The organism is Nioella sp. MMSF_3534 (assembly GCF_030732985.1).
Taxonomy (GTDB): Bacteria; Pseudomonadota; Alphaproteobacteria; order Rhodobacterales; family Rhodobacteraceae; genus Nioella.
Genome location: NZ_JASHJX010000040.1, coordinates 1 through 24,846, shown reverse-complemented (window position 1 = coordinate 24,846; position 24,846 = coordinate 1). Strand labels below are relative to the sequence as shown.

Here is a 24,846-nt window from a genome sequence, read left to right as displayed (position 1 = left end):
CGCGGCTGACCCAAAAAACGTGCATCAAACATACCGCGCGTTAAATATCTGCTCTTTCAAGGTAGGCAGCCCGCCCCGGACCCGTCAAGTTGAACGGGCCGAAAACCCTACCAGTGCGGTGGCTTCTGATCGGCCAGCGGCACCGTGCCGCCCTGATCCAGCTCGCGCTCCGCCTCGCGGTTCATCAGCATCTCGACCCGGCGGGTCAGAACCGCGATCTCCCGGTCCTGCCGGGCGATGACGTCGGACAGGTCCTCGACCTGACGGGTCAGGTGGGCCAGCGTTTCCTCAAGATGGGTTGTGTCACTCATATGTTCTTCCTACAGGGTTTTGCCCGAAAGGCCAGCCCGCCGCCTTGCCCCCACGCGCCCCCCAAGTTAAACGCCCGGTGAACCCCGGATCCGAACGGATGGCAAGCATGGCCAAGCAAAAGAAACAGCCCCGCCCCAAGGCAGAAACGCCCAAGGGCTTCCGCGACTATTTCGGCGCGGAGGTGACCGAGCGCAAGGAGATGCTGGACCGGATCGCCGAGGTCTATCATCGCTACGGCTTCGATCCGTTGGAAACATCCGCCGTGGAAACGGTGGAGGCGCTCGGAAAGTTCCTGCCAGACGTGGACCGGCCCAATGCGGGCGTGTTCGCGTGGCAGGAGGAAGACGACGGCAAATGGCTGGCGCTGCGCTATGACATGACCGCGCCCTTGGCCCGCGTCGCCGCCCAGTTCCGCAACGACCTGCCGGCCCCCTACCGGCGGTTTACCATGGGGCCGGTCTGGCGTAACGAAAAGCCGGGACCGGGCCGCTTCCGCCAGTTCTACCAGTGCGACGCGGATACCGTGGGCGCGCCTTCAGTGGCAGCGGATGCGGAGATCTGCGCGATGCTGGCCGACACGCTGGAGGCCGTGGGCATCCCGCGCGGGGATTACATCGTGCGGGTGAACAACCGGAAGGTTTTGACGGGCGTTCTGGAAACCATGGGCATTGGCGACGACGAGGACAACCGCAACGCCGTGCTGCGCACAATCGACAAGTTCGACAAAGTGGGTGAGGCGGGCGTGCGCGAGCTTCTCGGCAAAGGGCGCCTAGATGCCTCTGGCGCCTACATTGATGGAGTGGGGCTGAGCGACGCACAAGCCGAACCAGTGATCGCGTTCCTGACATCTAAGGGAGCGAACGCAGAGGAGACTCTGGCAAATCTCCGTGCCGCAATCGGTGAGTCCACAACCGGCACCCAAGGCGTCGAAGAACTCGAAACCATCGCTTCCCTTCTCGATGCGCAGGGCTACGGCCCCGACCGCATTGTCATCGACCCTTCGGTCGTGCGCGGGCTCGGCTACTACACCGGCCCCGTCTACGAGGCGGAGCTGACCTTCGAGGTGCTCGACGACAAGGGCCGCCCGCGCCAGTTCGGGTCGGTGGCAGGCGGCGGGCGCTATGATGATCTGGTCAAGCGCTTCACCGGGCAGGCGGTGCCTGCGACGGGTGTCTCCATCGGGGTGGACCGGCTGCTGGCCGCGCTGCGCGAAAAGGGCCGGATCGGCGGCACTATGCAGGGGCCCGTGGTCGTGACCGTGATGGACCGCGACCGGATGGCGGAATATCAGCGCATGGCGACGGAGCTGCGCAATGCGGGCATCCGGGCCGAGGTCTATCTGGGCAATCCCAAGAACTTCGGCAACCAGCTGAAATACGCGGACAAACGCGAAAGCCCGGTGGCGATCATCCAGGGGTCCGACGAGGCCGAGCGTGGCGTGGTGCAGATCAAGGACCTGATCCTTGGCGCACAGATCGCGCAGGAAGCCAGCCTTGAGGAATGGAAATCGCAGCCCGCACAGCGGGAGGTTCCGCGCGAGGATCTCGTCAAGGAAGTCCGCGCCATCCTGGACCGGGGCAAATGACCGACAAGATCACCGTCCGGGCCGAGGCTGAGCGGCTCTTCGCCTTTTTCAAGGCGTCTGGCGCCATGGCCATCGACGCCGATCTGCTGCAACCGGCGGATACGCTGCTGGACCTCTATGGCGAGGATATCCGCGCGCGGGCCTATGTCACGCAGGATCCGAACCGGGGCGAGATGATGCTGCGCCCCGACTTCACCGTGCCGGTGGTGCAGACCCATATGGAACATGGCGGCGAACCGGCGCGCTACACCTATCTGGGCGAGGTCTTTCGGAAGCAGCAGGCCGATTCCGGTCGCGCCACGGAATATCTGCAGGTTGGGTATGAGCTTTTCGACCGCGAAGACCCGGAACGCGCCGATGCCGAAGTGTTTTCGCTGTTCAACGAAGTGTTGTCGCCGCTTGGGTTGCGCCCCGCAACGGGCGATATCGGCATTCTGAAAGCCGCCGTCGAAACCCTGACCACGACCGACCGCCGCAAGGGCGCGCTGATGCGTCATATCTGGCGACCCCGCCGGTTCCGCGCCCTGCTGGACCGGTTCACCGGACGGGACGACATGGACGCCGCCCGCAAAGCGCTGCTGGACCGGGTCGCCAAGGACGGGGCCGGAACGGTGGTGAATGCGGGTGGTCCCGAAATTGGCCTGCGCAGCCGCGAAGACGTGCTCGCCCGCCTTGCCCATCTTCAGGCCGATGCCGCAGAGCCCCCGATCAGCCGCAGCGAGGCGGAGGTTCTGGATGTGATCCTGTCCTTGCGGGAAACCCTGCCGAACGCGCATCAGCACCTGCGCGATATCACCGTCGATCTGCCCGGCATGGCCGCTTCCGTGGACCGCATGGCCCGGCGCATGGATGCGCTGGCTGCTGCCGGGATCACGGTCGAGGACCTGCCCTTCGAGGCGAGCTTTGGCCGCACGACGCTGGAATACTATGATGGCTTTGTCTTTGGCTTCGTCGCCGAGGGCCGCCCCGACCTGCCCCCCGTGGCCACCGGTGGCCGCTATGATGCGCTGACCCGCGTTCTGGGGCGCGGTCAGGAAATCCCCGCCGTTGGCGGCGTGATCCGCCCCGAACTGGTGCAGCAATTGCGGGAGGGTCTGGCATGACCCTGAAACTCGGTGTGCCCTCCAAGGGCCGGCTGATGGAAAAGACCTTCGACTGGTTCGCCGACCGGGGCATCGACATGCGCCGCAGCGGGTCGGACCGGGAATACGCGGCCCAAGTGGACGGGGCGGACGTGGACCTTGTGCTGCTCAGCGCCGGAGAGATCCCGCGCGAATTGCAGGCCGGCCGCATTCACCTGGGCGTGACCGGCAGCGACCTCGTGCGCGAACGCATCCCCGCCTGGCAGGACGTCGTGCGCGAATTGCAGCCCATGGGCTTCGGCTTTGCCGACCTGATCATCGCGGTGCCCGCCTTCTGGGTCGATGTGAACTCGCTCGACGATCTTGATGCCGCTGCCGCCGATTTCCGCCGTCGTCACGGTCACCGCCTGCGAATCGCCACCAAATATCACCGGCTGGTGCGGGAGTTCCTGCGCGATGCGGGCGTGGCGGACTATCAACTGGTCGACAGCCAGGGCGCAACAGAAGGCACCGTCAAGAACCTGACAGCCGAGGCCGTCGCCGACATCACCTCGACCGGAGAAACCCTGCGCGCCAATCACCTGAAAATTCTGCCTGGAGGACTGATCCACCGCAGTCAGGCGGTGCTGTTCAAGTCGCGAACCGCAGATTGGTCCAATGGGAACAAAGAGATACTGGAAGAGCTGACGGAGCGGCTGCACGGGTGAAGATGGGGTGGGACAGGCCACTGCCGCTTACAACAAGAGCCGGGTGCATCAGCGCCCGGCTTTTTTCGTTACACAACGTCCAAATAGTCGGGCGCTACAGAACCCCCAGGTTTGCAAGGGCGTTTTGCAGATCCAGCGGCAGCGCCTCTTCCTGCGCTCGGGCGCCGGACAGATCCCGCGGGGCATCCTCAGGCTTCAGATAGCGCCAGCCCTGAAAGGCCCGCTTGGGGGTTGCCTCGACCCGGACGAGCCGCATGTCCAACACGATGGCACAGCGGCGGATGCCATCCTGCCCGATGACCTCTTCCAGCCGCAGCACCTTTTGCCGCGCCTGAACGAACCCTTTGATCACCCAGTAGATCGACCCGCCTGCCAAGATCTCGGCCTCGCGCTTGGGCCACATGCGGGTCACGTGGCGGGGCTGCCCGTCCGGCCAGCGCTCATGCGCCGTAGCCTGCCAGGCGGCCAGATCGTCGACCGTTTCCGTGCCGACGCTGAGCTTTAAGAGATGCGTAAACTTGGCTGCCATCGGTCCCCCTTGCTGATCTGCAACATAGGGCGGTTCCCCATGCCTGCCAAGTTGACCCGGGCAGGTCTTGTGGGTATCTTCGTCCGTCCCCCCTACCAATATGGATAATGACCAATGAGCCGCTTCTCCGCCCCGATTGCCGAAGCCATCTGGGACATGAAATACCGGCTCAAACAGGCCGATGGCACGCCCATTGACCAATCCATCGAGGATACGTGGCGCCGAATCGCCCGCGCGCTGGCTGAGGTGGAGACCGACCCCGCCACTTGGGAAGACCGGTTCTATGCCGCGCTGGAAGATTTCAAATACCTGCCCGCAGGCCGCATCACCGCAGGTGCAGGCACCGGGCGCAATGTGACGCTGTTCAACTGTTTCGTCATGGGCACGATTCCCGACAGCCTGGCGGGCATCTTCGAAAACCTGAAAGAGGCCGCGCTGACCATGCAGCAGGGCGGCGGGATCGGTTACGATTTCTCCACCATTCGCCCCAAGGGCGCCGATGTGCATGGGGTCGCCGCCGATGCCTCGGGCCCGCTCAGCTTCATGGATGTCTGGGACGCGATGTGCCGCACGATCATGTCGGCAGGCAGCCGCCGGGGCGCGATGATGGCGACGATGCGCTGTGATCACCCGGATATCGAGGCCTTCATCACCGCCAAATCCGACCCCGCCCGTCTGCGCATGTTCAACATGAGCGTGCTGGTGACCGACCCGTTCATGGAGGCGGTGAAGGCCGATGGCCCGTGGGAGCTGGTCTTTGGCGGCAAGGTCTATCACACGGTTCAGGCGCGCGATCTCTGGAACCGGATCATGCAGTCGACCTATGATTATGCCGAACCGGGCGTGATCTTCATCGACCGCATCAATGCGGCCAACAATCTGGGTTACGCCGAGACCATCGCGGCGACCAATCCTTGTGGCGAGCAGCCCCTGCCGCCTTACGGCGCCTGCCTGCTTGGCTCCGTCAACCTCGCGCGGCTGGTCAGCGACCCGTTCACGGAGGCAGCCCAACTGAACGCTGCCGCGCTGGACGATCTGGTCGCCACCGCCGTGCGGATGATGGATAACGTGGTCGATGCCTCCAAATTCCCGCTGGAGGCGCAGGCGCAGGAGGCACAGGCGAAGCGCCGGATCGGGCTTGGCGTGACGGGGCTGGCCGATGCACTGCTGATGCTGGGGCTGCGCTATGGCTCGGACGAGGCCGCCGCGCAAACGGAAGGGTGGATGAGGCAGATCGCCCATGCCGCCTATCGCGCCTCGGTCGATCTGGCGAAGGAACGCGGGGCGTTCCCGCTGTTCGACGCCGACGCTTTCCTTGCCTCGGGCAACATGCAGAACATGGACGACGCCCTGCGCGACGACATAAGGCAATATGGCATCCGCAACGCGCTGCTGACCTCCATCGCGCCGACGGGGACGATCTCGCTCTATGCTGGCAACGTGTCATCCGGGATCGAGCCGGTCTTCGCCTATGCCTATACCCGCAAGGTGCTGCAGCGCGACGGCAGCCGGACCGAGGAAGAGGTCGTCGATTACGCCGTCAAACTGTGGCGCGACCTGAAAGGCGATGCGCCCCTGCCCGACTATTTCGTCAACGCCCAGACCCTGCCGCCCGCCGATCACGTCAAGATGCAGGCCGCCGCGCAGAAATGGGTGGATTCCAGCATCTCCAAGACGATCAACTGCCCCGAGGATATCAGCTTCGAAGCGTTCAAGGATGTCTACATGCAGGCCTGGGATACGGGCTGCAAGGGCTGCACCACCTACCGGCCCAATGATGTGACGGGGTCGGTGCTGAGTGTCAGCGAGGCTGAGGACAAACCCGTTGCGGAACAGCCCGACGCCGATGGCGACGTCGTCTACATCGCCGAACCACTCGATCGCCCGCAGGAGCTGGAGGGCCAGACCTACAAGCTCAAATGGCCGGATTCGAACCACGCGATCTATATCACCATTAACGATATCGTCATCGCGGGCCACCGTCGCCCGTTCGAGATCTTCATCAATTCCAAGAACATGGAGCATTTCGCCTGGACCGTGGCCCTGACCCGAATGATCAGCGCGGTGTTCCGGCGCGGCGGCGATGTGTCCTTCGTGGTGGAGGAGCTGAAAGCGGTGTTCGACCCGCGCGGCGGCGCGTGGATGCAGGGCAAATATGTGCCCTCCATTCTGGCTGCGATCGGCGGCGTGATCGAAAAGCACCTGATTGCCATCGGTTTCATCGAGGGCGAGGGCATGGGGCTCAAGGACGACCCGCGTGCGAAGGTCGCCGCCATCGGCGCCCCCAACCCGCGAGGCGCGGCCTGTCCGTCCTGCGGCGAGTACGGGATGCGCATGGTCGAGGGCTGCATGACCTGCCCAAGCTGCGGCCACTCGAAATGCGCCTGACCGGTCGGGCGGGGCTCAGCCCTGCCCCATCAATCGGGCATGCAGGATCAGTTCGGGGCGGTATTCGAAATGCATCCCGTCGTAATGGTGCCACTTGCCGCCCCAGATGAATCCGTAGCGTTCGAAGGCCTGCACGATCTCGGCGGGGATGCGATTGTTGTATTCGGTCGCCTGCCCCTGCGCTGCACCCGACCATCTCCAATAGCCGCCAAGTTCGGTGTTCAGATCGACGGCAATGCCGAAGCTGTGCACCGAAAGCCGGTCCGTACCCGCAATCACCCGCCAGTTGAAGCTGCCGCCGGAATTTTCGAAATAGATTGCATAGTCGGGGCCAAGCGCCTCGATCTCGGTCAGAGCGGTGTCCAGCTGGACATGGACACAATGGTCTTGCGTGACGTTGAAGCGGGTCGCGCCGCCCGGCCCGTCATAGCTGACCCGGGTCAGCGTGGCGCGCACCTCCGCCTGCGTCTCGGCATAAAGCGCGCGAAAGAAATCGTCGTTGCGCAGCCGGCCGGGATCATGGAACGCGCTGCGCCGGTCGGTCAGCGAGAAGTCCAGCGGGTAGACATAGACAAACTGATCGCCAAGCGTTGCATTGATCAGCCGTGCCGCCGGGTCCACCTGCCGCGCCGGCGCAAAGGGCAGCACCGTGCCGCTGGCAAAGGTGACGGTCCCCGCTGCCCGGTCGAGGTCGAGCCCCGGATAAGCGGTTTCAAGCGCGGTTTCCACCGGATCGCCCGCCCTGCGCAGCGGCAGGGTCAGCCAATTCACCGGTGTACAATCGGCAGCCGCCGTTGAGGCCGCAAGGCAAAGGGCCAGACAGAGGCGCCACATCAGAACACGTCAACCCGGATCGCGGTGCCAGTGTTGCCATGGCCCAGGATCTCGACCCGTATCATAACCTCGCCATTCACGATGGCATTGCGCGCCGCAGGAGAGATCGACCCGGCGGCCAGCATCTGCTCGGCTCGTGCGCGGTTGGTGAAACTGCTGAAGAAACTGTCCCATTGGTCGCCCGGATCGGCCTCGCCGTAGCGGTGGTAATTGGCACGGTCCTGGCGGATGATCTGCCACGGTTCCGTCAGGCGCTGGCCATTCGAATTGTAATGATCGTTCCAGCTGAGGAAGGCGGTATAGCTTTCGATCACCGACAGACCCCCCGGCTGCGGGGCCGGTTGCCCCTGCATCGAACCGCCACCCGCGACATCGACCCGAATATGGGCGCCCGTCGCACCCTGCCCCCAGATTTCGACCTGCACCAGAACCGGGCCGTTCACGATGGCAGTGCGCGCCGCAGGCGAGACATAGCCGCTTGCCAACATCTGCTCCGCCCGCGCCCGGTTGGTGAAATCGCTGAAGAAACTGTCCCATTGGTCCTGCGGGTCGGCCTCGCCGTAGCGGTGATAATTGGCACGGTCCTGACGGATGATCTGCCAAGGCTCCGTCAGCCGCTGACCGTTGGAATTATAGTGGTCATTCCAGCTGAGCAGCGCCGTATAGCTTTCCAGCAATTGCTGTGCCTGGGCCTGCGGGTGGCCTGCAAAGGCAACAATCACTGCGATGGCAGTCAGGATCAGTCTCATGGGCGGTGTCTCCTCTGCGCTGTGGCACGTCCGTTTTGGCCTTGGCCACAACTCTGGCCGAGCCGGCGCAGGCGCGCCTTGAGCAGGATCAAACCGGGCGGGCCACAACGCCTAGCCCTGTCCCCGATGCTGTGATAATCTCGCCGCAATTCCCGCATAGACCGGGGAAAAACCGGTAACGGACATGAGGCAGTGATATGTGGCAGGCAGTTCGCCGAGCAGGAGCCATCCTGTGTGCACTTGGTCTTTCCAGTTCCTTGGCATCGGCTCAGGGAATCTTTGAAGGGCGTGAAACGCTCGGCCAGGCGCGCCTTTTCACCAACGACCTGATTGGCGATGGCCGCGACCGCTGGCGATCCGGGGCCTATGGCATCAGCACTGTGCGCGGTCCGTCCTGGGACGGGTATCTGCCCCTGCGCATGGGCGAAATCATGGAATACCGCTTTCGCGGCGAGGTGATCACACCGGCCAGCATCAGCAACCCCGCCCCCGGCGACAGGCTTTACGCCGGTGTGCTGTCGGTCGGCGCGCATACGCATTTTTCATGGAGCGGGTTCGATGTGGCGCTTGGCGCGGATATCGTTGCAATGGGCGAACAGACGGGCATCCGTCACCTCCAAGAGGTGGTGCACGAGGCATTCAGCCTGCAATCCAGCCGGGTCGAAAGCTTTCAGGTCGATAACGGGGTCTACCTGCATGGCACCGCCGAAATCGGGCGCGAGTTTTCTTTCGGATCGGGCCACGTGCGCCCCTTCCTGGAACTGCAAGCCGGGGTTGAAACCATGGCGCGCGTCGGGTTCGACCTGACATTTGGCAACTACGGTCAGGGCGGGCTGAGCCTGCGCGATGTGACCACCGGCCACCGGATCAGCGCCATCGACAGCGAAGACGATCACGGGCTATCCCTGCTGCTTGGCGGTGACTATGCGTGGGTCGAGAGCTCCCGCTACCTGCCGTCGGACCGGGGCTATACGCCCGAGGACACCCGCTATCGCCTACGCGCCGGGGTGAATTACGCATTCGGTCACTCCAATATCTTCTACGGGCTGACCTATCTGTCGGAGGAATTCGTGGGCCAGAGCGAGGGCCAGACCATCGGGTCCGTCACCATCGCTCTGGAATTCTGACGCCCCGATTCGATTTTTTTCGAATCGCAGGCGAATCACCCCCTTCCCAAGGTGATTCGCCTCTGCTAGATTCGTCCCACAGGGCAGAATGTACCAATAAACACAGGCAGAATACCATGAGCACGGGCTATCGGGGCCTGACCATGATCGCATGGTCGCAAACCCTGATCGACGGCGTACCGGCAGAGAATAACAACGAACTGGCCGAAGGAATGTCCTGGCGCTGGCAGGGACGCGCTCTTCCTCTGGAGGGCGATGGCGCCGCGCTGCTTCTGGGAGTCAGCCAGGATCACGCCGAGCTCCGTGCACGGGCCGCGCGGGTGGTGCGTAAATTGCTGCATCACCCCGCGCCCACCCCCAAACAGGATGCCGCCCTCGATGCGGACCCGCTCTTTGGCGACGCGTTCATGGTTGCCGACGGTCCGCGTTTTTACACCGTGGTGCCAGTTGCGGCGGGCAAGGGACGTCTGCCCATCCTGATCTTCCCCGAGGCCATTCCGCCGGTGAACCGCGATCTCACCATCATCCGCGTGAACCAGCCGCGCCCGATGGCAGCGGTCGAGAGCGCCTCGGTCATCTGTTTCACCCCCGGCACCCGCCTTCGGACCGAACAGGGCGACATCGCCATCGAGGATCTCGGCCCCGGCGACCGGCTGCTCACCCGCGATGACGGCCCGCAAGAGGTCGTCTGGACCGGTCAGCGGCGCATGTCGGGGGCACGTCTCTTTGCGATGCCCGACCAGAGACCCATCCGCATCCGCGAGGGCGCGCTTGGCGTCTACCGGCCCGACGCCGATCTCGTGGTTTCCCCCGAACACCGCGTCATCGTGAAGGGTGCCGTCGCCCGCGACCTGTGGGGCGAGCCGGAGGTTCTGGTCTCTGCCCGCGATCTGGTCAGTGACCGGCTGGTGACCGTTGACCATTCCATGCGCGAAACCTGGTATGTGCATCTGATGCTGGAACGCCATCAGGTGATCTGGGCCAATGGGCTGGAGGTCGAAACCTTCCACCCCGGTTTCATGGGGCTCGACCACCTGGAAGGCGGCCAGCGGCGCAGCATGCTGTCGCTCTTCCCCGATCTGGCGGATGACCCGTTCAACTACGGCGCCCCCGCGCGGCGGATGCTGGACCGGGCCGAGGCCGCCATCCTGATGCACGGCTATCGAAAGACCGCCGGCAGGCATTGACACCCCAGACCGCATGTGTAAAACGCGCGCATCCCGGCAACCCGCTTGCCGGGGTTTTCATTGGTGTTGGTGGCCCCCGCAAGGGGATGCCTGTCGGGCCTCGGCCAAAGGACAACGCCCTTCGACACGTCAAGAAGGAGATCAGACGGTGACCAAACGCACCTCTGCCAAGTACAAGATCGACCGCCGGATGGGCGAAAACATCTGGGGTCGTCCGAAATCCCCGGTCAACCGCCGCGAATACGGCCCCGGCCAGCACGGCCAGCGCCGCAAGGGCAAACTGTCGGACTTCGGTCTGCAGCTGCGCGCAAAGCAGAAGCTGAAAGGCTACTATGGCGACCTGACCGAGAAGCAGTTCCGCCGCATCTTCACCGAGGCCGAGCGCCGCAAGGGCGACACCGGTGAAAACCTGATCGGCCTGCTGGAAAGCCGTCTGGATGCCATCGTCTACCGCGCCAAGTTCGTGCCGACCGTCTTCGCCGCCCGCCAGTTCGTGAACCACGGCCACGTGACCGTGAACGGCAAGCGCGTCAACATCCCCTCCTACCGTGTTAAAGAGGGCGACGTCGTGGAAGTGCGCGACAAGTCCAAGCAGCTCGCCGTTCTGCTGGAAGCCGTCCAGCTGGCCGAGCGTGATGTGCCCGACTATATCGACGCCGACCATTCCAAGATGAAGGCCACCTTCGTCCGCACTCCGGGCCTGGGCGACGTGCCCTACCCGGTGATGATGGAACCGAACCTGGTCATCGAATACTACGCTCAGAACTAAGCGTCTGACGCGTCGAACAGAGGGGGCCGCGCCGAAATCCGGTGCGGCCCTTTTTGCGTTCTGCCCCCGGAAAGAAGGATCCGCCGGACATGACCCACCCTGTCTACGCCCGCATCGACGGCCCCATTGTGATGATCGGCTTCGGCTCGATCGGAAAAGGCACCTGGCCACTTATCGAGCGTCATTTCGACTATGACGCGGACAAGTTCACCGTGATCGAACCCGATGCCGGTCAGGCCAATTTCCTGCGCCAGCACAAGCTGAACCATGTGCAGACCGCGATCACGCCGGACAATTACCGCGAGGTTCTGGGCGAGTTGCTGGAACCGGGCAAAGGCTTCTGCGTCAATCTCAGCGTCGATACCTCCTCGCTCGATCTGATGCGCTTTTGCCGCGAAATCGGGGTGCCCTATATCGACACCGTGGTCGAACCCTGGGCGGGTTACTACTTCGGCACCACCGACAACGCCGCGCGCACCAACTATGCCCTGCGCCAAAAGGTGCGGGACGAAAAGGCCGCCAATCCCGGCGGCACCACCGCCGTCAGCTGCTGCGGCGCCAATCCCGGCATGGTCAGCTGGTTCGTGAAAGAGGCGCTTCTGACGCTGGCCAAGGACACCGGCCGTGACATCGCAGCGCCCACGGACCGCGCCGGATGGGGCCAGTTGATGCAAAGCCTCGGCGTTCAGGGCGTCCATATCGCAGAACGCGACACCCAGGCCCGCCGCCTGCCCCGACCGCGCGGTGTCTTCGTCAACACCTGGTCGGTCGAGGGCTTCATCTCCGAAGGCTTCCAACCCGCCGAACTGGGTTGGGGCACGCATGAGCCATGGTTCCCCGAAAACGGCCACAGCCACGACACCGGCTGCATGGCAGGCATCTGGCTGGACCGCCCCGGCGCGATCACCCGCGTGCATACCTGGTGCCCGACCCCCGGCCCGCAATTCGGCTTCCTCGTGACCCATAACGAGGCGATCTCGATCTCCGACTACTACACTATCGGCGATCCTGCCGCGCCGGACTATCGCCCGACCTGCCACTACGCCTATCACCCCTGCGATGACGCGGTGCTGTCCCTGCACGAGATGTTCGGATCTGGCCGTCAGCAGACCAAGCACCACATCCTGACCGAGGACGAGATCGTCGAAGGAATTGATGAGCTTGGCGTGCTGCTCTACGGGCATGAGAAGAACGCGCTGTGGTTCGGCTCGCGCCTGTCGAACGAGGAAACCCGCGATCTGGCCCCGTACCAGAACGCGACCGGGCTACAGGTGACATCCGCTGTGCTGGCTGGCATGGTCTGGGCACTGGAAAACCCCAATGCCGGGATCGTGGAAGCCGACGAGATGGACCACGCCCGATGCCTTGAGGTGCAGCGCCCCTATCTCGGCCCGGTCGAGGCGCACTACACCGACTGGACGCCCCTGCAGGACCGGTGGGAACTGTTCCCCGAAGATATCGACGAAAGCGAACCCTGGGCCTTCCGCAACGTGTTGGCCAGCTGATCACCAAAGCCGCCCTTCGGGGCGGCTTTTTCGCAGGTCTCGTCTAAGCGGGCTGCGCCACGGCACCCCGTTGGTCCAGCAGCCAGCTTGTCACCATGCCGCCGATCCACATGCACAACAGCGCCAGCCACGCCGTGCCCACGAAGATCGAGCCGCCGGTCACGCCTGCCCCGATTGCGCAGCCTCCTGCCAGCATGCCGCCCATTCCCATGAACGCCGCCCCGATGAGGGCACGGCTCATATTGCCAGCGCCGTCAAAGCCCTGCAGCTTCAGCTCCCGTCCCCAGAGCGCCGACAGGAAGGCCCCCAGGAAGACGCCGGGCACGAGGCCGATATCGAACTCCAGCACCGGGCTGGAGGTCAGGAAGAACATCAGCGTGTTGGCGGACGGCCCCGTGAAGGTCGCGCTTTCCACCTGCACGGGATCGAAGGCCACCTGGCTGAGCGAATAGGTCAGCACCCATCCCGCCGCGACCGCGAACCCCACGCCAGACGCGGTAAACAGAACCCGCAAGCTGACCCGGTTCTTGCGCGCCAGCCAAAGCGCCGCCAATGCAAAGCCGAGCCCGATCATGAAGCCGGACACGGGCGGCAGATGCAGCGAGGTAAGCAGGTTGAAATTGGTGCCGCCGGGCGTGATCCACAGCCCCGCCACCCAGTTGCGCAGCGGTGACAGCCAGCCCTGCAATGCCATCTGCGCCACCACGGCAAAGACCAGCCCCGACACGAGCGAGCGCATGTTTCCCGTTGCCGCCAGCACCAGCAACCGGCCTGAACAGCCGCGCGCCATGACCATGCCCGCGCCGAACAGCAACCCGCCGACGATCGCACCCGAGATCGAGCCCGGCACCGCCATCATCCGCGCATCCTCGACCCGCATCATCCCCGACAATGCCGCAAGTTGCGTCCAGACAACCGCCGTCGAGAAGGCCAGCAGCCAGACCGCCATGCGGCTGCCGAGCTGGCCTTTCGCGAACTCCACCACCGAGGCGCGCAGGCAAAAGGATGACCGCTGCGCCGCGATGCCGAGCAGCAATCCGGTGATCAACCCGAACAATGCGGCGGTTTGGGGTTCTCCGATCCGGTCAACGAGGGGAACGATATCCATGATGATCTCCTGCAACTTGGCTGCGGTTTGGCCGATTGCAGCGGGGCGGACCTTGACTCAAGTCATATTCAAAGGCTGGAATGCGAAATTTTTGCTCGTCAGCCCGCAAGAAAGGCCCTAAGGCGTGCCCATGTCCCGCCCGTCCCCCTTTCGCACCATGTCTCTGGCCGATGCCAAGACCCTGCCGATCTGGCGGCAGCCGATTGCGCTGCTGGTGATCATGTCGCTGGCGATGCCGATTGCCTTCGCCACGTGGTCGGCGCTACTGAACAATTTCGTGGTCGAGGTGGCCCAGTTCGACGGCTCCGATATCGGCTGGCTGCATACGGTGCGCGAGATCCCCGGCTTCCTGGCCATCGGGGTGATCGCCCTGATCATGGTGATCCGCGAACAGGTGCTCGGGCTGCTGTCTCTGATCCTGCTCGGGGTGGCCACGGCCATCACGGCCAATTTCCCGAGTTTCGGCGGCATCCTGATGGTGACGCTGCTCAGCTCCATCGGGTTCCACTATTACGAGACGGTGAACCAGTCGCTGCAACTGCAATGGCTGGATAAGAAACGCGCGCCGCAGGTGCTTGGCTGGCTGGTTGCGGTGGCGTCCGGCGGAACATTGCTGGCCTATGGCCTGATCATCCTCACATGGCGCGCCTATGACCTCAGCTTTTCCACCGTCTACTGGGTGGCAGGCGGCTTTACCGTTCTGGTCGCGCTGGCCTGCCTGATCATTTTCCCGCAATTCGAGGCCCCCAACCCGCAGCGCAAGCAGTTCATCCTGCGCCGCCGCTACTGGCTCTACTATGCGCTGCAATTCATGTCGGGCGCACGGCGGCAGATCTTCACCGTCTTCGCAGGCTTCATGATGGTGGAGCGCTTCGGCTTCGACGTGCACCAGATCACGGCGCTGTTCATGGTGACGCTCGTGCTGAACATGGGGCTTGCGCCGCTTCTGGGCAAATTCGTCAGCCTGTTCGGAGAGCGCGCTGCGCTGGTGTTCGAATACACCGGCCTGACCGGGGTCTTCCTGCTTTATGCCGGGATCTATTTCTTCGATTGGGGCGTGACTCTGGCGCTTGTCCTATACGTGGTCGATCACCTGTTCTTCTCGCTGGCGCTGGCGATCAAGACCTATTTCCAGAAGATCGCCGATCCCGGCGACATTGCCCCAACGGCAGCCGTGGCCTTCACCATCAACCACATCGCGGCGGTATTCCTGCCTGCCTCGCTCGGCTATCTGTGGCTGGTCTATCCCGGCGCGGTCTTTGCACTGGCCGCCGGTATGGCCATGGTGTCGCTGCTTTTGGCGACGCTGATCCCGCGTCACCCCGAGATGGGCAACGAAACCATCCTCAAACCGCGCCTGCCCGCCCCGGCGGAATGATCAGGGCGCAGGGCAGAGCGGTGTGATGTCGAACATGGTGATCTGATCGTCAAGCAGCACGAAACGCACTTCGCTGCTGCAATCGCTGATCGTGGAGGCCGTGCCAGACAGTTCGGCCCGGCTGTTCTCGACGCTGATCGAGCTGAAGGAAACCTCGGCATAAGGCTCCGAGCCTTCGAACATCTGCTGCAATTCTTCTTCGCTCGTCAGCTGTTGCAACTGGGGGTGCAGCCGCGCATGTGCAGCGGCGAAATCGCCAGCCGACACATCCTCCACAAATCCGCGCGCGTGTTCCCGTGCCCCCGCGCTGAAAAACATCACAATCGCCAGAGTAAGCCCGACAAGGGCCACAAGCCCCAATATGATATTGCGCAAAATCTTCATGCCCGATCCCCTGATCCTGTTGATGGGGTAATCTCCGCCATCTGCAGAAAAGGATAGACCAAGCGACCGGCCCCTTGCCAGCCTTTCAGGTGCGCGCCTTTTCGAAGGCCGTCCAGGCTTTCTCGAAGGCGTTGAAATCGAACCCTTCGGCGCGGGCCGGCTCCAGCACAAGCCGTTCGGTTTCCTGCATTTTTTCGATTGCAGCGGCCAGTTGGTCGACAACCTCTGGCGGGATCACAACCGCCCCGTGCCGGTCGGCATGGATCAGGTCGCCGGGGCGCACATCCATGCCCATGATCCGCACCGGCTGATTGATGCTGCGCACATGGACGAAGCCATGGCTCGGCCCGATGCTGCCCGCAACCACCGGGAAATCAGGGGCGAGGTCGCCAAGGTCGCGCATGACCCCGTTGGTCAACGCACCGGACATGCCGAAGCCCTTGTGGATCGTCGTGTTCACCTCGCCCCAGTAGGCGCCGATGGCATTGGGGTAGTCGAGATCCTCCACAACCGCGACCGAGGGTTTCGGCCCCTCCGCCATCGCCTTGTAATAGGCCATGCGGCGGGCGCGGATCGTAGCGGCGTCTTCCGTGGGAGGCGCGACGGCGGCGATCTGCGCTGTTACGGCGTAGCCCACCATCACGCCCGTGGGGTCGCTGGCCAGCATCGTGCCGCGGGTGAAGGCGTTGAAGCCGCGCTTGCCTTGCGCCACTTCGATGGCGTTGCAGACGGTGGGGGTATCGACGCTGTTGAGCAGGGTCAGAAGGGTGTCGTCCATCAATCCTCCAGCCAGCGGATCAGGGCCGCCGTGGTGTGTTCGGGTTGTTCCAGCGTGGGCAGATGGCCCGCGTTTTCGATGATCTCCAGGTGGCTGTTTTCCAGCAGCCCGTGCATGAGCTCATGCCGTTCCACGGGGCAGAGCGCGTCATGCCGCCCGCACAGGACCAGCGCTTTGCCCTTGTAGGCGGCGAGCGTCTCCTGTTGGTCAGGCCGGTCGCGCAAGGCAATGGATTGATTGAGAAAAACCTTCGGGCCGAGGTCCAGCGCCATATCCATGCAGAGATCCAGGATCGCCGGTTTGCGTGGGCTGTCGACGAGGTAATTCGGCTTCATCTCGTCGCGCATGACCTCGCGCAGGCGGCCCGCTTTCACGGCCTCCATCTGCGGGATGCGACGGGCCTTCACCTCGGGCAGTTCAGCTCGCGGGTTGGTGTCGAGAAGCGCCAGCCGCTCCACCCGGTCCGGTGCTTGGCGCACGATCTCCATGGCGAGGATACCTCCCATGGACAGGCCAGCAAGCGCGAAGCGGGGCGGCGCGTTTGCCAGCACGTCGCGTGCGAGTTCGGCCATGTTGTCGGCCCCGCCCATGGGTGCAACCATCACAGCGCGCTGCGCGGAAAGCACTGATATCTGGGGGAAAAACAGCCGGGCATCGCACATCATGCCCGGCAGAAGCAACAGCGGTAGCGTCATTGGCTTGCCAGCGCCGCACCGTCGGAGAGGGCTTTCAGCTTGGCATAGGCAATCTCGGGATCGACGGCGCCGAAACCGGCGAAGGTGCCGAAGCCGCAATCGCTGCCCGCGATTACGCGATCCGCGCCGACAATGTCGGTAAACCGTTGGATTCGCTGAGAAACAAGCTCCGGATGCTCCACGAAATTGGTCGTTGTATCGACCACGCCGGGGACCAGCACCTTGTCGTCCGGGATATCTGCCTTGCGGTCGCGGAACACGGTCCATTCATGGCCGTGGCGGGGGTTCGACGTCTCGAACAGCACATAGCGCGATTTGGTCGACATGAGCGTGTCGAACATCTTGGCCATTGGGATGTCGCAGCAATGGGGCCCTTCGTAATTTCCCCAGCAAATATGGACCCTTACGCGACCCTGCGGCACATCCTGAAGGGCGTGATTGAGCGCCTCCACATGCATGTTGGCGACCTTCAGGAACTCAGTATCCGACAAATCGGTAAACAACATGTGACGGGAGAGCGCCAAATCGGGGCAATCGAGTTGCAGATCGAGTCCGGCGGCCACGATGGTTTCGTACTCCGCCTTCATCGCATCAGCCAGCGCGGCCAGGTAGGCCTCTCGTGTCTTGTAGAAATCATTCTGTAAAAACAGGGAGATAACACCGGGGCTGGCGGCGTTCATGAAACCGCGAGACACCCCGTGTTCGGCCATCGCGGCCTTCAGATTGGCGATGTCCTTTTCCAGCTCGCCCTGCCCTTTCGACCGCACCTCTCCGGTGCACATGGGGCGGGCGTATTGCGGGGTGCCACCGTCATCCGCTAACCGCTTGAGAAAGCTGGGAAACATCTTGAGATCGGCGGGCGCGTTGCGGGGGCTGTCGCCGGAGAAGCCAGTGTAGCGGTCTTTTACGTAAGTCGCGTAGGAGATCTTCGACGTCTCGCCGTCCGAGACGATATCAATCCCTGCATCCCTTTGTTTTTTCACGGTTTCTGAGACAGCCGCCGTCATGCAGGCATCAAAGGCGGCGGCGTCAAAAGGCTCTTCCCGTTCGCGGGCGAAGATGAAATCCACCACCTCCTGCGTGCGGGGAAGACTGCCCACATGGGTCGTCAGAATTCGGGTCATTTATGTCTCTCCTCCCTGTCGAAAACAGGGGGGTGCCATGCGTACACCCCCTGTACACCCCCCGTACACCCCCCGTGCAGACAAAACGGCGTCTCGCGGGAAGGACGGGGAAAAGGGCGGCCCCGCCGTGGGGCCACCCCTCGGATCGTCATTTGCCCTGCCAGGTCAGCCCGGCGGGGTCGCCCGTGGCGACGATGTGGTACATTGCGGCTTCACCGGTCATCGACGGCACCGCGCTATGGGCCAAGCCTTCGGGAACGCTCATCGTGTCGCCGGGGGCAAGCGTGGCGCTGCCGCCGTCCCAGTCCACCCGCCAGTGGCCTTTGACCGGCATCAGGACGGAGGGCTTGTCATGGCTGTGCTTGGCATCCGTGGCGGAGGCGCGGGTGATGAAATCGACCTCGAAGCCGGGTTTGTCGCGCAACAGGCCGGATTCACCGATCACCTTGCAGGGCGTTTTGTCGGCCAGCGCCACCATGTCCCAGTAGCGGGCGACGTGGTTGGGCAGGACCTCTGCCGTGCTGGGTTCCCCCCGCTTGGCAAGCTCTTCGGCGGACATGAGCGGCATGGGGGCCACGCCCTTTGGCAGCGCCTCGCCCTGCTTGGTGTCATAGAGCTTGCCGGTTTCTGCCAGCACCAGCCCGTGATCGGCGGCATCCTCGATCACCTGCGGCGCCCACATCACGCCGCCGCCGGCATCGTCGCCGCCGAGGATGGCCATGATCATTCCGTAATCGGTACCGATATTCTCGAACCCCCGGAACACGCCGGTGGGAATGTTGAAGATGTCACCCTCTTCCAGCGTCACTTCACCCGCCGTTCCATAGCGCCCCCAGAAGAAGCGCCAGCGGCCGGAGAGGACGAAGAACGCCTCTGCCGTGCGGTGATCGTGCAGCGAGTTGCGGCATTTGGGGGGCTGGCCCGCCGCGCCGATGTTGAAACCATGCGGGATCGAGATGTGGACGTGCTGATCGGGGCTTTCGCTGACGCCGCCGCCGATGATGGTGAAGTTTTCCTTCTGGTCGCTGCCGGGCGTATGGGCGTCGATGAAGGCGGTCTTGCAGGGTTGGAGGTCGCCATAACGGACGATGCGGGCTTCCATCTCTTGCGGGGTCATTGTGCTATCCTTTGTGAAACTGCGGGTTGGGTTGGGCTGGTGTCAGCCCGTTCCCGGTGGTCGCAGGTTCAGCCGCCGTGCGCGTCGGCTGGCGAGGAAGCCGTGGCGGCGCGTAAGCGCCAGGGTGGGGCGCAGCCCTGTCATTCGGCGGCCCCGCTATGCAGGAGGATCTGTTTCCAGATCGCGGTTTCATCGAAGAGCGTGTATTCGCGGCGGATGCCGCGCGGGCCAAACTCCGCGTGGGTGATGCCAAGAAGGTAGATCTCGGCCCCCGTGGGTTTGCCGAAACAGCCCCAGCCTTCGTGACGCCCATGCAGTGACCAGCGGATCGCGGCGCGGGGCGGCATCAGGGGGTCGTCCCGCCCGATCTGGTGGTCGATGGTGAAGGTTGCATCGGGCAGGGCCGCGCGCAGGCCCATCCAGAAGCCATCAACCGAGCCCCAGGAATGTCCGGTCACGCCGCCGGGATACTCGGTCTGCACTGCGCGGTCGTATTCGCGCGGGATCGCGGCCATGTCGGCGCCCATGATCCGGGTCAGGATGTCGGCATAGCGCTGGCCCCATTCATTGTCATTGCCCCGACCCTTGTAGGGGCCGGACACGTCATTGGCGGGGGTCAGCGGGCGCACGGCCTTTTCCGGCCCGCCCTCGGATTTGATCAGCGCGCGGGCGTATTTCCTGGGCGTCCAGCCCATCTGGCGCACGATTGCGCCCTGATCGCGGATCAGCCATTCATCGTTGATCTGGTTCGCGATCGCGTGGCAATCCGCGATGATCCGGTAGGTGAGCTTTGTGCCCGTGGCCTTGCCGTAGACCCCGTCGCAGGCATGGGTGGCGGTGGACAGAATGCGGTGCGAAGACAGCATCCCCTCCTCCGGCGTGCCGGACCAGATCACATCCTCTCCCAGCAACTGCCGGTCGGGAAACTCCGCCAGTGTCGCCATGGTCGCGCCGATGACGCCCTGGTTGCCGATGACGACGGAACCGGGGCTGCGCACCACGATATCGGGCGCGTAGTAGTCGTGCAGCGTGGCGATGCCGCGATCTTCCCAGATCTCGCGCGTGATGCCGAGGATGTAATCGGGGAAATCGGCGAATTTGGGGTCAAACCCTTTCATGAGGTCCATCCTTGGGGAATGCGGGCCGAGCCGCGAATGATGAGCGGGCCGTCGATGGCCACCCGGCGGGCGGGCATGTTGGGCGTGTCGATACGGGCCAGCATGGTGCGCACGGTTTCCTCCACCATCCGGTTGGCGGGCTGGCGCACGGTGGTCAGGTTATAGCTGGGCCAGGCGGAGATGATGACATCGTCATAGCCGACGACGGAGACATCGGCGGGGATGCCAAGGCCAAGCTCGTAGCGCAGCACATCCATCACCGCGAAGGCCATGTGATCGTTGGCGACAAAGACGGCGTCGGGGCGATCCTCTGTGTCGAATAGCTGCCGCGCGGCAGCCTGCGCCTGATCGGTGTGGAAATTGCCGACGGCCCGCGAATGAAGCGAGAGGCCCGCGGCCGTCAGCCCCTCAAGGAACCCCTTTTCGCGGTCGCGCTGCGTGGAGGCCCCCTCCCATCCCGCGATATGGGCGATCTTGCGGTGACCGCCCGCAACGAGGAACTCGGCCAGCTTGCGCCCGCCCGCCACGTTGTCGGAGGCGACACCGGACAGCGTTTCGTCATCCTGCAAACGGTTGAACAGCACCACCGGAACGCCTGCCGCCTCACAGCGCTGCGTCAGGTCCGAGGACATGGCGACCGAGGCGAGGATGATGCCGTCAACCTGGTAATCGAGGATCTCATCCATCACGCTGTCGATATTGTCGGCGGTGTTGGAGGCCATGAAGATCAGCACGTGATAGCCCTGCGCCTGCAACGCGTTCGACAGCTTCTCCAGCACTTCCGGGTAGAAGTGGTTTTCCAGATAGGCCACCACCAGCCCGATGATGCGGCTACGCCCGGTGATCATGGCGCGGGCAAGGATGTTGGGGCGGTAGCCCAGTTCGCGCGCCGCCTTGCGCACCTTTTCCGCCGTTTTCGCCGAGACCGACGCGCCGGGGGTGAAGACGCGGCTGACGGCGCTTTGGCTGACGCCCGCGCGTTCTGCGACCTGAAGGGATGTGACTTTCTCTGCCATCAGTCTGCCGTCCACCCCCCGTCCACCATCAGCGCCGTGCCCGTGACAAGCGCCGAGGCGTCGGAGGCCAGGAACACCACCGCGCCCATGATATCCTCGACCTCGCCCGGACGGCCCAGTTTGATCTTCTCCCTGATCCAGGCCGCGCGTTCCGGATTGTCGAAGGTGGATTGCGTCAGCGGCGTCAGGATGAAGGTGGGACAGATCGTATTGACGCGGATCTGGCGCGGGCCCCATTCGATCGCCATCGCCTTGGTAAAGCCCTCGACCGCATGTTTGCTCGCGCAATAGACCGCGCGGTCGATGCCCCCCACATGCGCCATCTGGCTGGAAATGTTGATCAGCGATCCGGGCCGCCCGCTGCCGATCAGCCGCTCCGCCACGGCGCGCGTCAGGAAATAGGCCCCGCGCAGATTGAGCCCCATGGCCAGGTCGAAATCGCCCTCGGTCGTGTCAAGCGCCGGGGAATGGCGCGCAACCCCTGCGGAGTTGACCAGCACATCGAAGGGTTCCGCCCGCGCGACGGCATCCTCGGTTGCGGCCACGTCGGAGACATCGAGGACCAGCGCCTCGGCGCTCATGCCTTCGGCCTGCATGGCCGCCACCGCCGCGCCGAGCTTGTCGGCGGAGCGCGCTGCCAGAACCACATGCGCCCCGGCCTCGGCCAGTGCCACGGCGGCCGCCAGCCCGATGCCGGAAGAGGCGCCCGTGACCAGAGCGCGTTTGCCGTCGAGGCGGAACGAGGGGGTGCGGGGCAGGGTCATGCGTCTCTCCAATCCGGTTCGGGGATGGTGCCGGGAACGCGGGCCTTGTTGAATTCCCGCATGCGCCCAAGCACATCCACCCCAAGCTGCCGGTAGGCGTCGAGAATGTCCACAAGGACCCAGTTTTCACGGATGAGCCCGCCCTCCAGCCGCCAGAAATCAAGACTGCGCAGCAGGATTTCCCTGTCGGAGGGCGCAATCCCCATCCAGCCATCGCCCGACAGCGTCAGCCGCATATTGGGCCACCCGGTTTCGCAGACATAGTCGCCCTCGCCCACCCAGTGGGACATGAGATCGCCCATGGCGTCGAGCTTGCGGTCGGGCATGCCGCGCAGGAACGGGCCCTGATGCCAGGTGCGGAAGCCCGCGATGCCGCGTGCGGTGCCGATGCCGGCGGGGCCGTACCAGTTCATTTTGGGGTGCCAGTACCGGTGAAGCTGCATGACGCCCGGATCCGGGTTGCCCGGGAACTTGCAGAGATCCGTCAGCATGGCGATGACGTGATCCATGGCCGCCTGCCCGTCGCCCTCTATGGCCAGCCCGTCGCCCGACATGGGTGCAGGTGTGCAGAGGAAGGCCCCAAGCTGCGGCGCCATGGGCCAGGCGTTTGCCTGCATCATCAATTCGGGAATGTCCCAGATCGCCTGCATCTCGGTGATCTGACCGTTTTCCAGCCGAAAGAACTCGTGATAGCGCATATGGGCCAGATGGCCCGTGGGGGGAATATCGAGGAAGGGCGCGCGGAACGTGCCCATGTAATTGCCCATGCAGCCGACCCAGTCCTGCCCCTCGGGCGTGGTGCCCGCCATGACGATCATGTCGCGGCGTTCGAGGTCGGGCATGGCGGCCAGCAGCGGCGCATAGGCGGTGTCATAGAGTGCCTGAGCGCCTGACAGGTCGCCGAACGGGTGGCACAACCGAACGGCCACGTCCGGCGCGATCCCCGCCAGAGCCTTCCGCACCGGAGCCTCCGCGAAATCCGCCATGGCCGCCCGAAGCGGGGCAATCGCGGCCTTGATACTGGCGCTGCGGTCAGTCATGGCGCGCCCGGTTGACACAGGCGGAGGATGGCCCTTCGAAGGGCCATGAAAGACGCGATTTGCAAATCGCGTGGGAAGCGGTTTCGAAACCGCTTTTTGAAGGCGCTTCGAAGCGCCTTGCCCGCGCTCCGCTCATTCCGCCGCTTCCCGGTGGGGCGCGCCTTCGCCATAGGGCACATTGACCCCGCCATAGCGACGCACGCGGATGTTGCATTGCTCGGCATGGCCCACGAAGCCCTCCAGCATGCACAGGCGGCTGCCATATTCGCCGATCATGGTCGCGGCCTCATCGGTCAGCACCTTCTGGTAGCTGTGGGTTTTCAGGAACTTGCCGACCCAGAGCCCGCCGGTATAGCGCCCGGCCTTCTTGGTGGGCAGCGTGTGGTTTGTGCCGATCACCTTGTCGCCATTGGCCACATTCGTCCGCGCCCCGAGGAAGAGCGCGCCGTAGCAGGTCATGTTCTCCAGGAACCAGTCATCGCGGTCGGTCATCACCTGCACATGCTCCGATGCGATGTCATCGGCCACGGCCAGCATCTCGTCATAGCTGTCGCAGAGGATCACCTCGCCATAGTCTTCCCAACTGGTGCGCGCGGTATCTGCCGTGGGCAGGATGGTCAGGATCCGGTCGATTTCGGACAGGGTCTCCTCGGCCAGTTTCCGTGAGTTCGTGACCAGCACGGCGGGAGAGTTGTAGCCATGCTCAGCCTGCCCCAGCAGATCGGTGGCGCAAAGCTCGCCATCCACGGTGTCGTCGGCGATCACCATGGTTTCGGTCGGGCCTGCGAATAGGTCGATGCCGACGCGTCCGTAAAGCTGGCGCTTGGCTTCGGCCACGAAGGCATTTCCGGGTCCGACCAGCATGTGCACGGGTTCGATCGTCTCGGTGCCGAGCGCCATGGCCCCCACGGCCTGGATACCGCCCAGAACGTAGATCTCATGCGCGCCGCCCAGATGCATGGCGGCAATGACGGCGGGGTTGGGCTTGCCCTGCCATGGCGGCGTACAGGCCACGATGCGCGGCACGCCCGCGACCGATGCCGTGGCCACCGACATATGGGCCGAGGCCACCATGGGGAACTTGCCGCCGGGCACGTAACAGCCCACGGATTGCATGGGGATGTTCTTGTGACCCAAAATGACGCCGGGCAGGGTTTCCACCTCGATATCCAGCATCGAGTCGCGCTGTGCCTGCGCAAACTTGACCACCTGTTCCTGGGCGAACCTGATATCGGCCAGTTCGCGGTCAGTCAGTTCGTCGATCAGCGCCGCGATCTCGGCCTCGGACAGCCGGTAGCTCGCAGGCGAATAGCCATCGAACTTCTCGGACAGCTCCCGCACCGCCGCGTCCCCGCGTTCTTCGATATCCGCGAGCGTCGCCTCCACCACGGCGCGGGTCTTGGCGTCATCTTCGGCCCGTTCATCCGCCGGTTTGCCTCGCTTGAGATAGTCGATGGTCATGTGTCTCGTCCTCGGTTGCCCGTCATCTGCGGGCCGTTCTCGTGTGGTTCGGTTTGCCGCCCCGGAGCAACCATGCCCCGGCGCGACGG

General features: G+C 64.0%; 24 protein-coding genes. 9 read left to right on the top strand and 15 right to left on the bottom strand.

The window, feature by feature from the left end:
• Positions 1–107: 107 nt before the first annotated feature.
• Complete coding sequence (locus RBB16_RS15770; protein WP_127558310.1) at positions 108–311, bottom strand: SlyX family protein; 204 nt, start codon at positions 309–311, stop codon at positions 108–110.
• A 107-nt stretch (positions 312–418) separates the two neighbouring features.
• Here RBB16_RS15770 and hisS point away from each other — a divergent pair, with 107 nt between their 5' ends.
• Genes hisS through hisG form a run of 3 tightly spaced genes read left to right on the top strand, consistent with a single transcriptional unit; the run spans position 419 to position 3,686 of the window.
• Positions 419–1,897 (top strand): histidine--tRNA ligase, encoded by a 1,479-nt coding sequence (gene hisS, locus RBB16_RS15765; protein ID WP_306047074.1) that lies wholly within the window; start codon positions 419–421, stop codon positions 1,895–1,897.
• Positions 1,894–3,000: an ATP phosphoribosyltransferase regulatory subunit gene (locus RBB16_RS15760; RefSeq protein ID WP_306047073.1), complete on the top strand. Its 1,107-nt coding sequence runs from the start codon at positions 1,894–1,896 to the stop codon at positions 2,998–3,000. The genes hisS and RBB16_RS15760 overlap by 4 nt, the downstream gene beginning before the upstream one ends.
• A complete protein-coding gene (hisG, locus tag RBB16_RS15755) occupies positions 2,997–3,686 on the top strand; it encodes an ATP phosphoribosyltransferase (protein WP_306047072.1) in 690 nt (229 codons plus the stop codon). Before RBB16_RS15760 ends, hisG begins: the two co-directional genes overlap by 4 nt.
• A 94-nt stretch (positions 3,687–3,780) precedes the next feature.
• Here the strand turns inward: hisG and RBB16_RS15750 are convergent, their stop codons facing one another.
• Positions 3,781–4,215: a DUF1489 domain-containing protein gene (locus tag RBB16_RS15750; RefSeq protein WP_306047071.1), complete on the bottom strand. Its 435-nt coding sequence runs from the start codon at positions 4,213–4,215 to the stop codon at positions 3,781–3,783.
• Between the two features lie 114 nt (positions 4,216–4,329).
• Here RBB16_RS15750 and RBB16_RS15745 point away from each other — a divergent pair, with 114 nt between their 5' ends.
• On the top strand, positions 4,330–6,603 hold the full coding sequence (locus RBB16_RS15745) for an adenosylcobalamin-dependent ribonucleoside-diphosphate reductase (protein WP_306047070.1): 2,274 nt from the start codon (positions 4,330–4,332) through the stop codon (positions 6,601–6,603).
• Between the two features lie 15 nt (positions 6,604–6,618).
• Here the strand turns inward: RBB16_RS15745 and RBB16_RS15740 are convergent, their stop codons facing one another.
• Entirely contained in the window at positions 6,619–7,437 is an 819-nt protein-coding gene (locus RBB16_RS15740) for a M15 family metallopeptidase (protein ID WP_306047069.1), read from the bottom strand.
• Entirely contained in the window at positions 7,437–8,186 is a 750-nt protein-coding gene (locus tag RBB16_RS15735) for a hypothetical protein (RefSeq protein WP_306047068.1), read from the bottom strand. Before RBB16_RS15735 ends, RBB16_RS15740 begins: the two co-directional genes overlap by 1 nt.
• 197 nt (positions 8,187–8,383) lie before the next feature.
• Between RBB16_RS15735 and RBB16_RS15730 the strand changes: the two genes are divergently transcribed.
• The 4 genes from RBB16_RS15730 to RBB16_RS15715 all read left to right on the top strand — a co-directional run bounded on the left by RBB16_RS15730 (position 8,384) and on the right by RBB16_RS15715 (position 12,774).
• On the top strand, positions 8,384–9,313 hold the full coding sequence (locus RBB16_RS15730; protein ID WP_306047067.1) for a lipid A-modifier LpxR family protein: 930 nt from the start codon (positions 8,384–8,386) through the stop codon (positions 9,311–9,313).
• A 116-nt stretch (positions 9,314–9,429) separates the two neighbouring features.
• Complete coding sequence (locus tag RBB16_RS15725; RefSeq protein ID WP_306047066.1) at positions 9,430–10,500, top strand: Hint domain-containing protein; 1,071 nt, start codon at positions 9,430–9,432, stop codon at positions 10,498–10,500.
• A 148-nt stretch (positions 10,501–10,648) separates the two neighbouring features.
• A complete protein-coding gene (gene rpsD, locus RBB16_RS15720) occupies positions 10,649–11,269 on the top strand; it encodes a 30S ribosomal protein S4 (RefSeq protein ID WP_071688899.1) in 621 nt (206 codons plus the stop codon).
• Between the two features lie 89 nt (positions 11,270–11,358).
• Entirely contained in the window at positions 11,359–12,774 is a 1,416-nt protein-coding gene (locus RBB16_RS15715; RefSeq protein WP_306047065.1) for a homospermidine synthase, read from the top strand.
• Positions 12,775–12,817: 43 nt separating this feature from the next.
• On the opposite strand, the gene RBB16_RS15710 is transcribed toward RBB16_RS15715, so the two are convergent.
• Positions 12,818–13,882 carry a YeeE/YedE family protein gene (locus tag RBB16_RS15710; RefSeq protein WP_306047064.1) on the bottom strand — a complete coding sequence of 355 codons (1,065 nt, stop codon included), beginning with the start codon at positions 13,880–13,882 and terminating at the stop codon, positions 12,818–12,820.
• Positions 13,883–14,012: 130 nt separating this feature from the next.
• Between RBB16_RS15710 and RBB16_RS15705 the strand changes: the two genes are divergently transcribed.
• A complete protein-coding gene (locus RBB16_RS15705) occupies positions 14,013–15,260 on the top strand; it encodes an MFS transporter (RefSeq protein WP_306047063.1) in 1,248 nt (415 codons plus the stop codon).
• On the opposite strand, the gene RBB16_RS15700 is transcribed toward RBB16_RS15705, so the two are convergent.
• The 10 genes from RBB16_RS15700 to hisD all read right to left on the bottom strand — a co-directional run bounded on the left by RBB16_RS15700 (position 15,261) and on the right by hisD (position 24,757).
• A complete protein-coding gene (locus RBB16_RS15700; protein WP_306047062.1) occupies positions 15,261–15,644 on the bottom strand; it encodes a hypothetical protein in 384 nt (127 codons plus the stop codon).
• A gap of 85 nt (positions 15,645–15,729) precedes the next feature.
• Complete coding sequence (locus tag RBB16_RS15695) at positions 15,730–16,422, bottom strand: RraA family protein (RefSeq protein ID WP_306047061.1); 693 nt, start codon at positions 16,420–16,422, stop codon at positions 15,730–15,732.
• Positions 16,422–17,117, bottom strand: a complete 696-nt coding sequence (locus RBB16_RS15690) for an alpha/beta fold hydrolase (RefSeq protein WP_306047060.1) — start codon at positions 17,115–17,117, stop codon at positions 16,422–16,424. Before RBB16_RS15690 ends, RBB16_RS15695 begins: the two co-directional genes overlap by 1 nt.
• On the bottom strand, positions 17,114–18,241 hold the full coding sequence (locus RBB16_RS15685; RefSeq protein WP_306047059.1) for a cobalamin-independent methionine synthase II family protein: 1,128 nt from the start codon (positions 18,239–18,241) through the stop codon (positions 17,114–17,116). The genes RBB16_RS15690 and RBB16_RS15685 overlap by 4 nt, the downstream gene beginning before the upstream one ends.
• Positions 18,242–18,389: 148 nt before the next feature.
• Entirely contained in the window at positions 18,390–19,358 is a 969-nt protein-coding gene (locus RBB16_RS15680; protein ID WP_306047058.1) for a cupin domain-containing protein, read from the bottom strand.
• Positions 19,359–19,498: 140 nt separating this feature from the next.
• Positions 19,499–20,476, bottom strand: coding sequence for a nuclear transport factor 2 family protein (locus RBB16_RS15675; RefSeq protein ID WP_306047057.1), 978 nt, complete (start codon positions 20,474–20,476; stop codon positions 19,499–19,501).
• Positions 20,473–21,492 carry a LacI family DNA-binding transcriptional regulator gene (locus RBB16_RS15670; RefSeq protein ID WP_371931258.1) on the bottom strand — a complete coding sequence of 340 codons (1,020 nt, stop codon included), beginning with the start codon at positions 21,490–21,492 and terminating at the stop codon, positions 20,473–20,475. Before RBB16_RS15670 ends, RBB16_RS15675 begins: the two co-directional genes overlap by 4 nt.
• Positions 21,492–22,256: an SDR family NAD(P)-dependent oxidoreductase gene (locus tag RBB16_RS15665; protein ID WP_306047056.1), complete on the bottom strand. Its 765-nt coding sequence runs from the start codon at positions 22,254–22,256 to the stop codon at positions 21,492–21,494. Before RBB16_RS15665 ends, RBB16_RS15670 begins: the two co-directional genes overlap by 1 nt.
• Positions 22,253–23,296, bottom strand: a complete 1,044-nt coding sequence (locus RBB16_RS15660) for an ester cyclase (protein WP_306047055.1) — start codon at positions 23,294–23,296, stop codon at positions 22,253–22,255. The genes RBB16_RS15665 and RBB16_RS15660 overlap by 4 nt, the downstream gene beginning before the upstream one ends.
• 132 nt (positions 23,297–23,428) lie before the next feature.
• Positions 23,429–24,757 (bottom strand): histidinol dehydrogenase, encoded by a 1,329-nt coding sequence (gene hisD, locus RBB16_RS15655; RefSeq protein WP_306047054.1) that lies wholly within the window; start codon positions 24,755–24,757, stop codon positions 23,429–23,431.
• Positions 24,758–24,846: the final 89 nt, after the last annotated feature.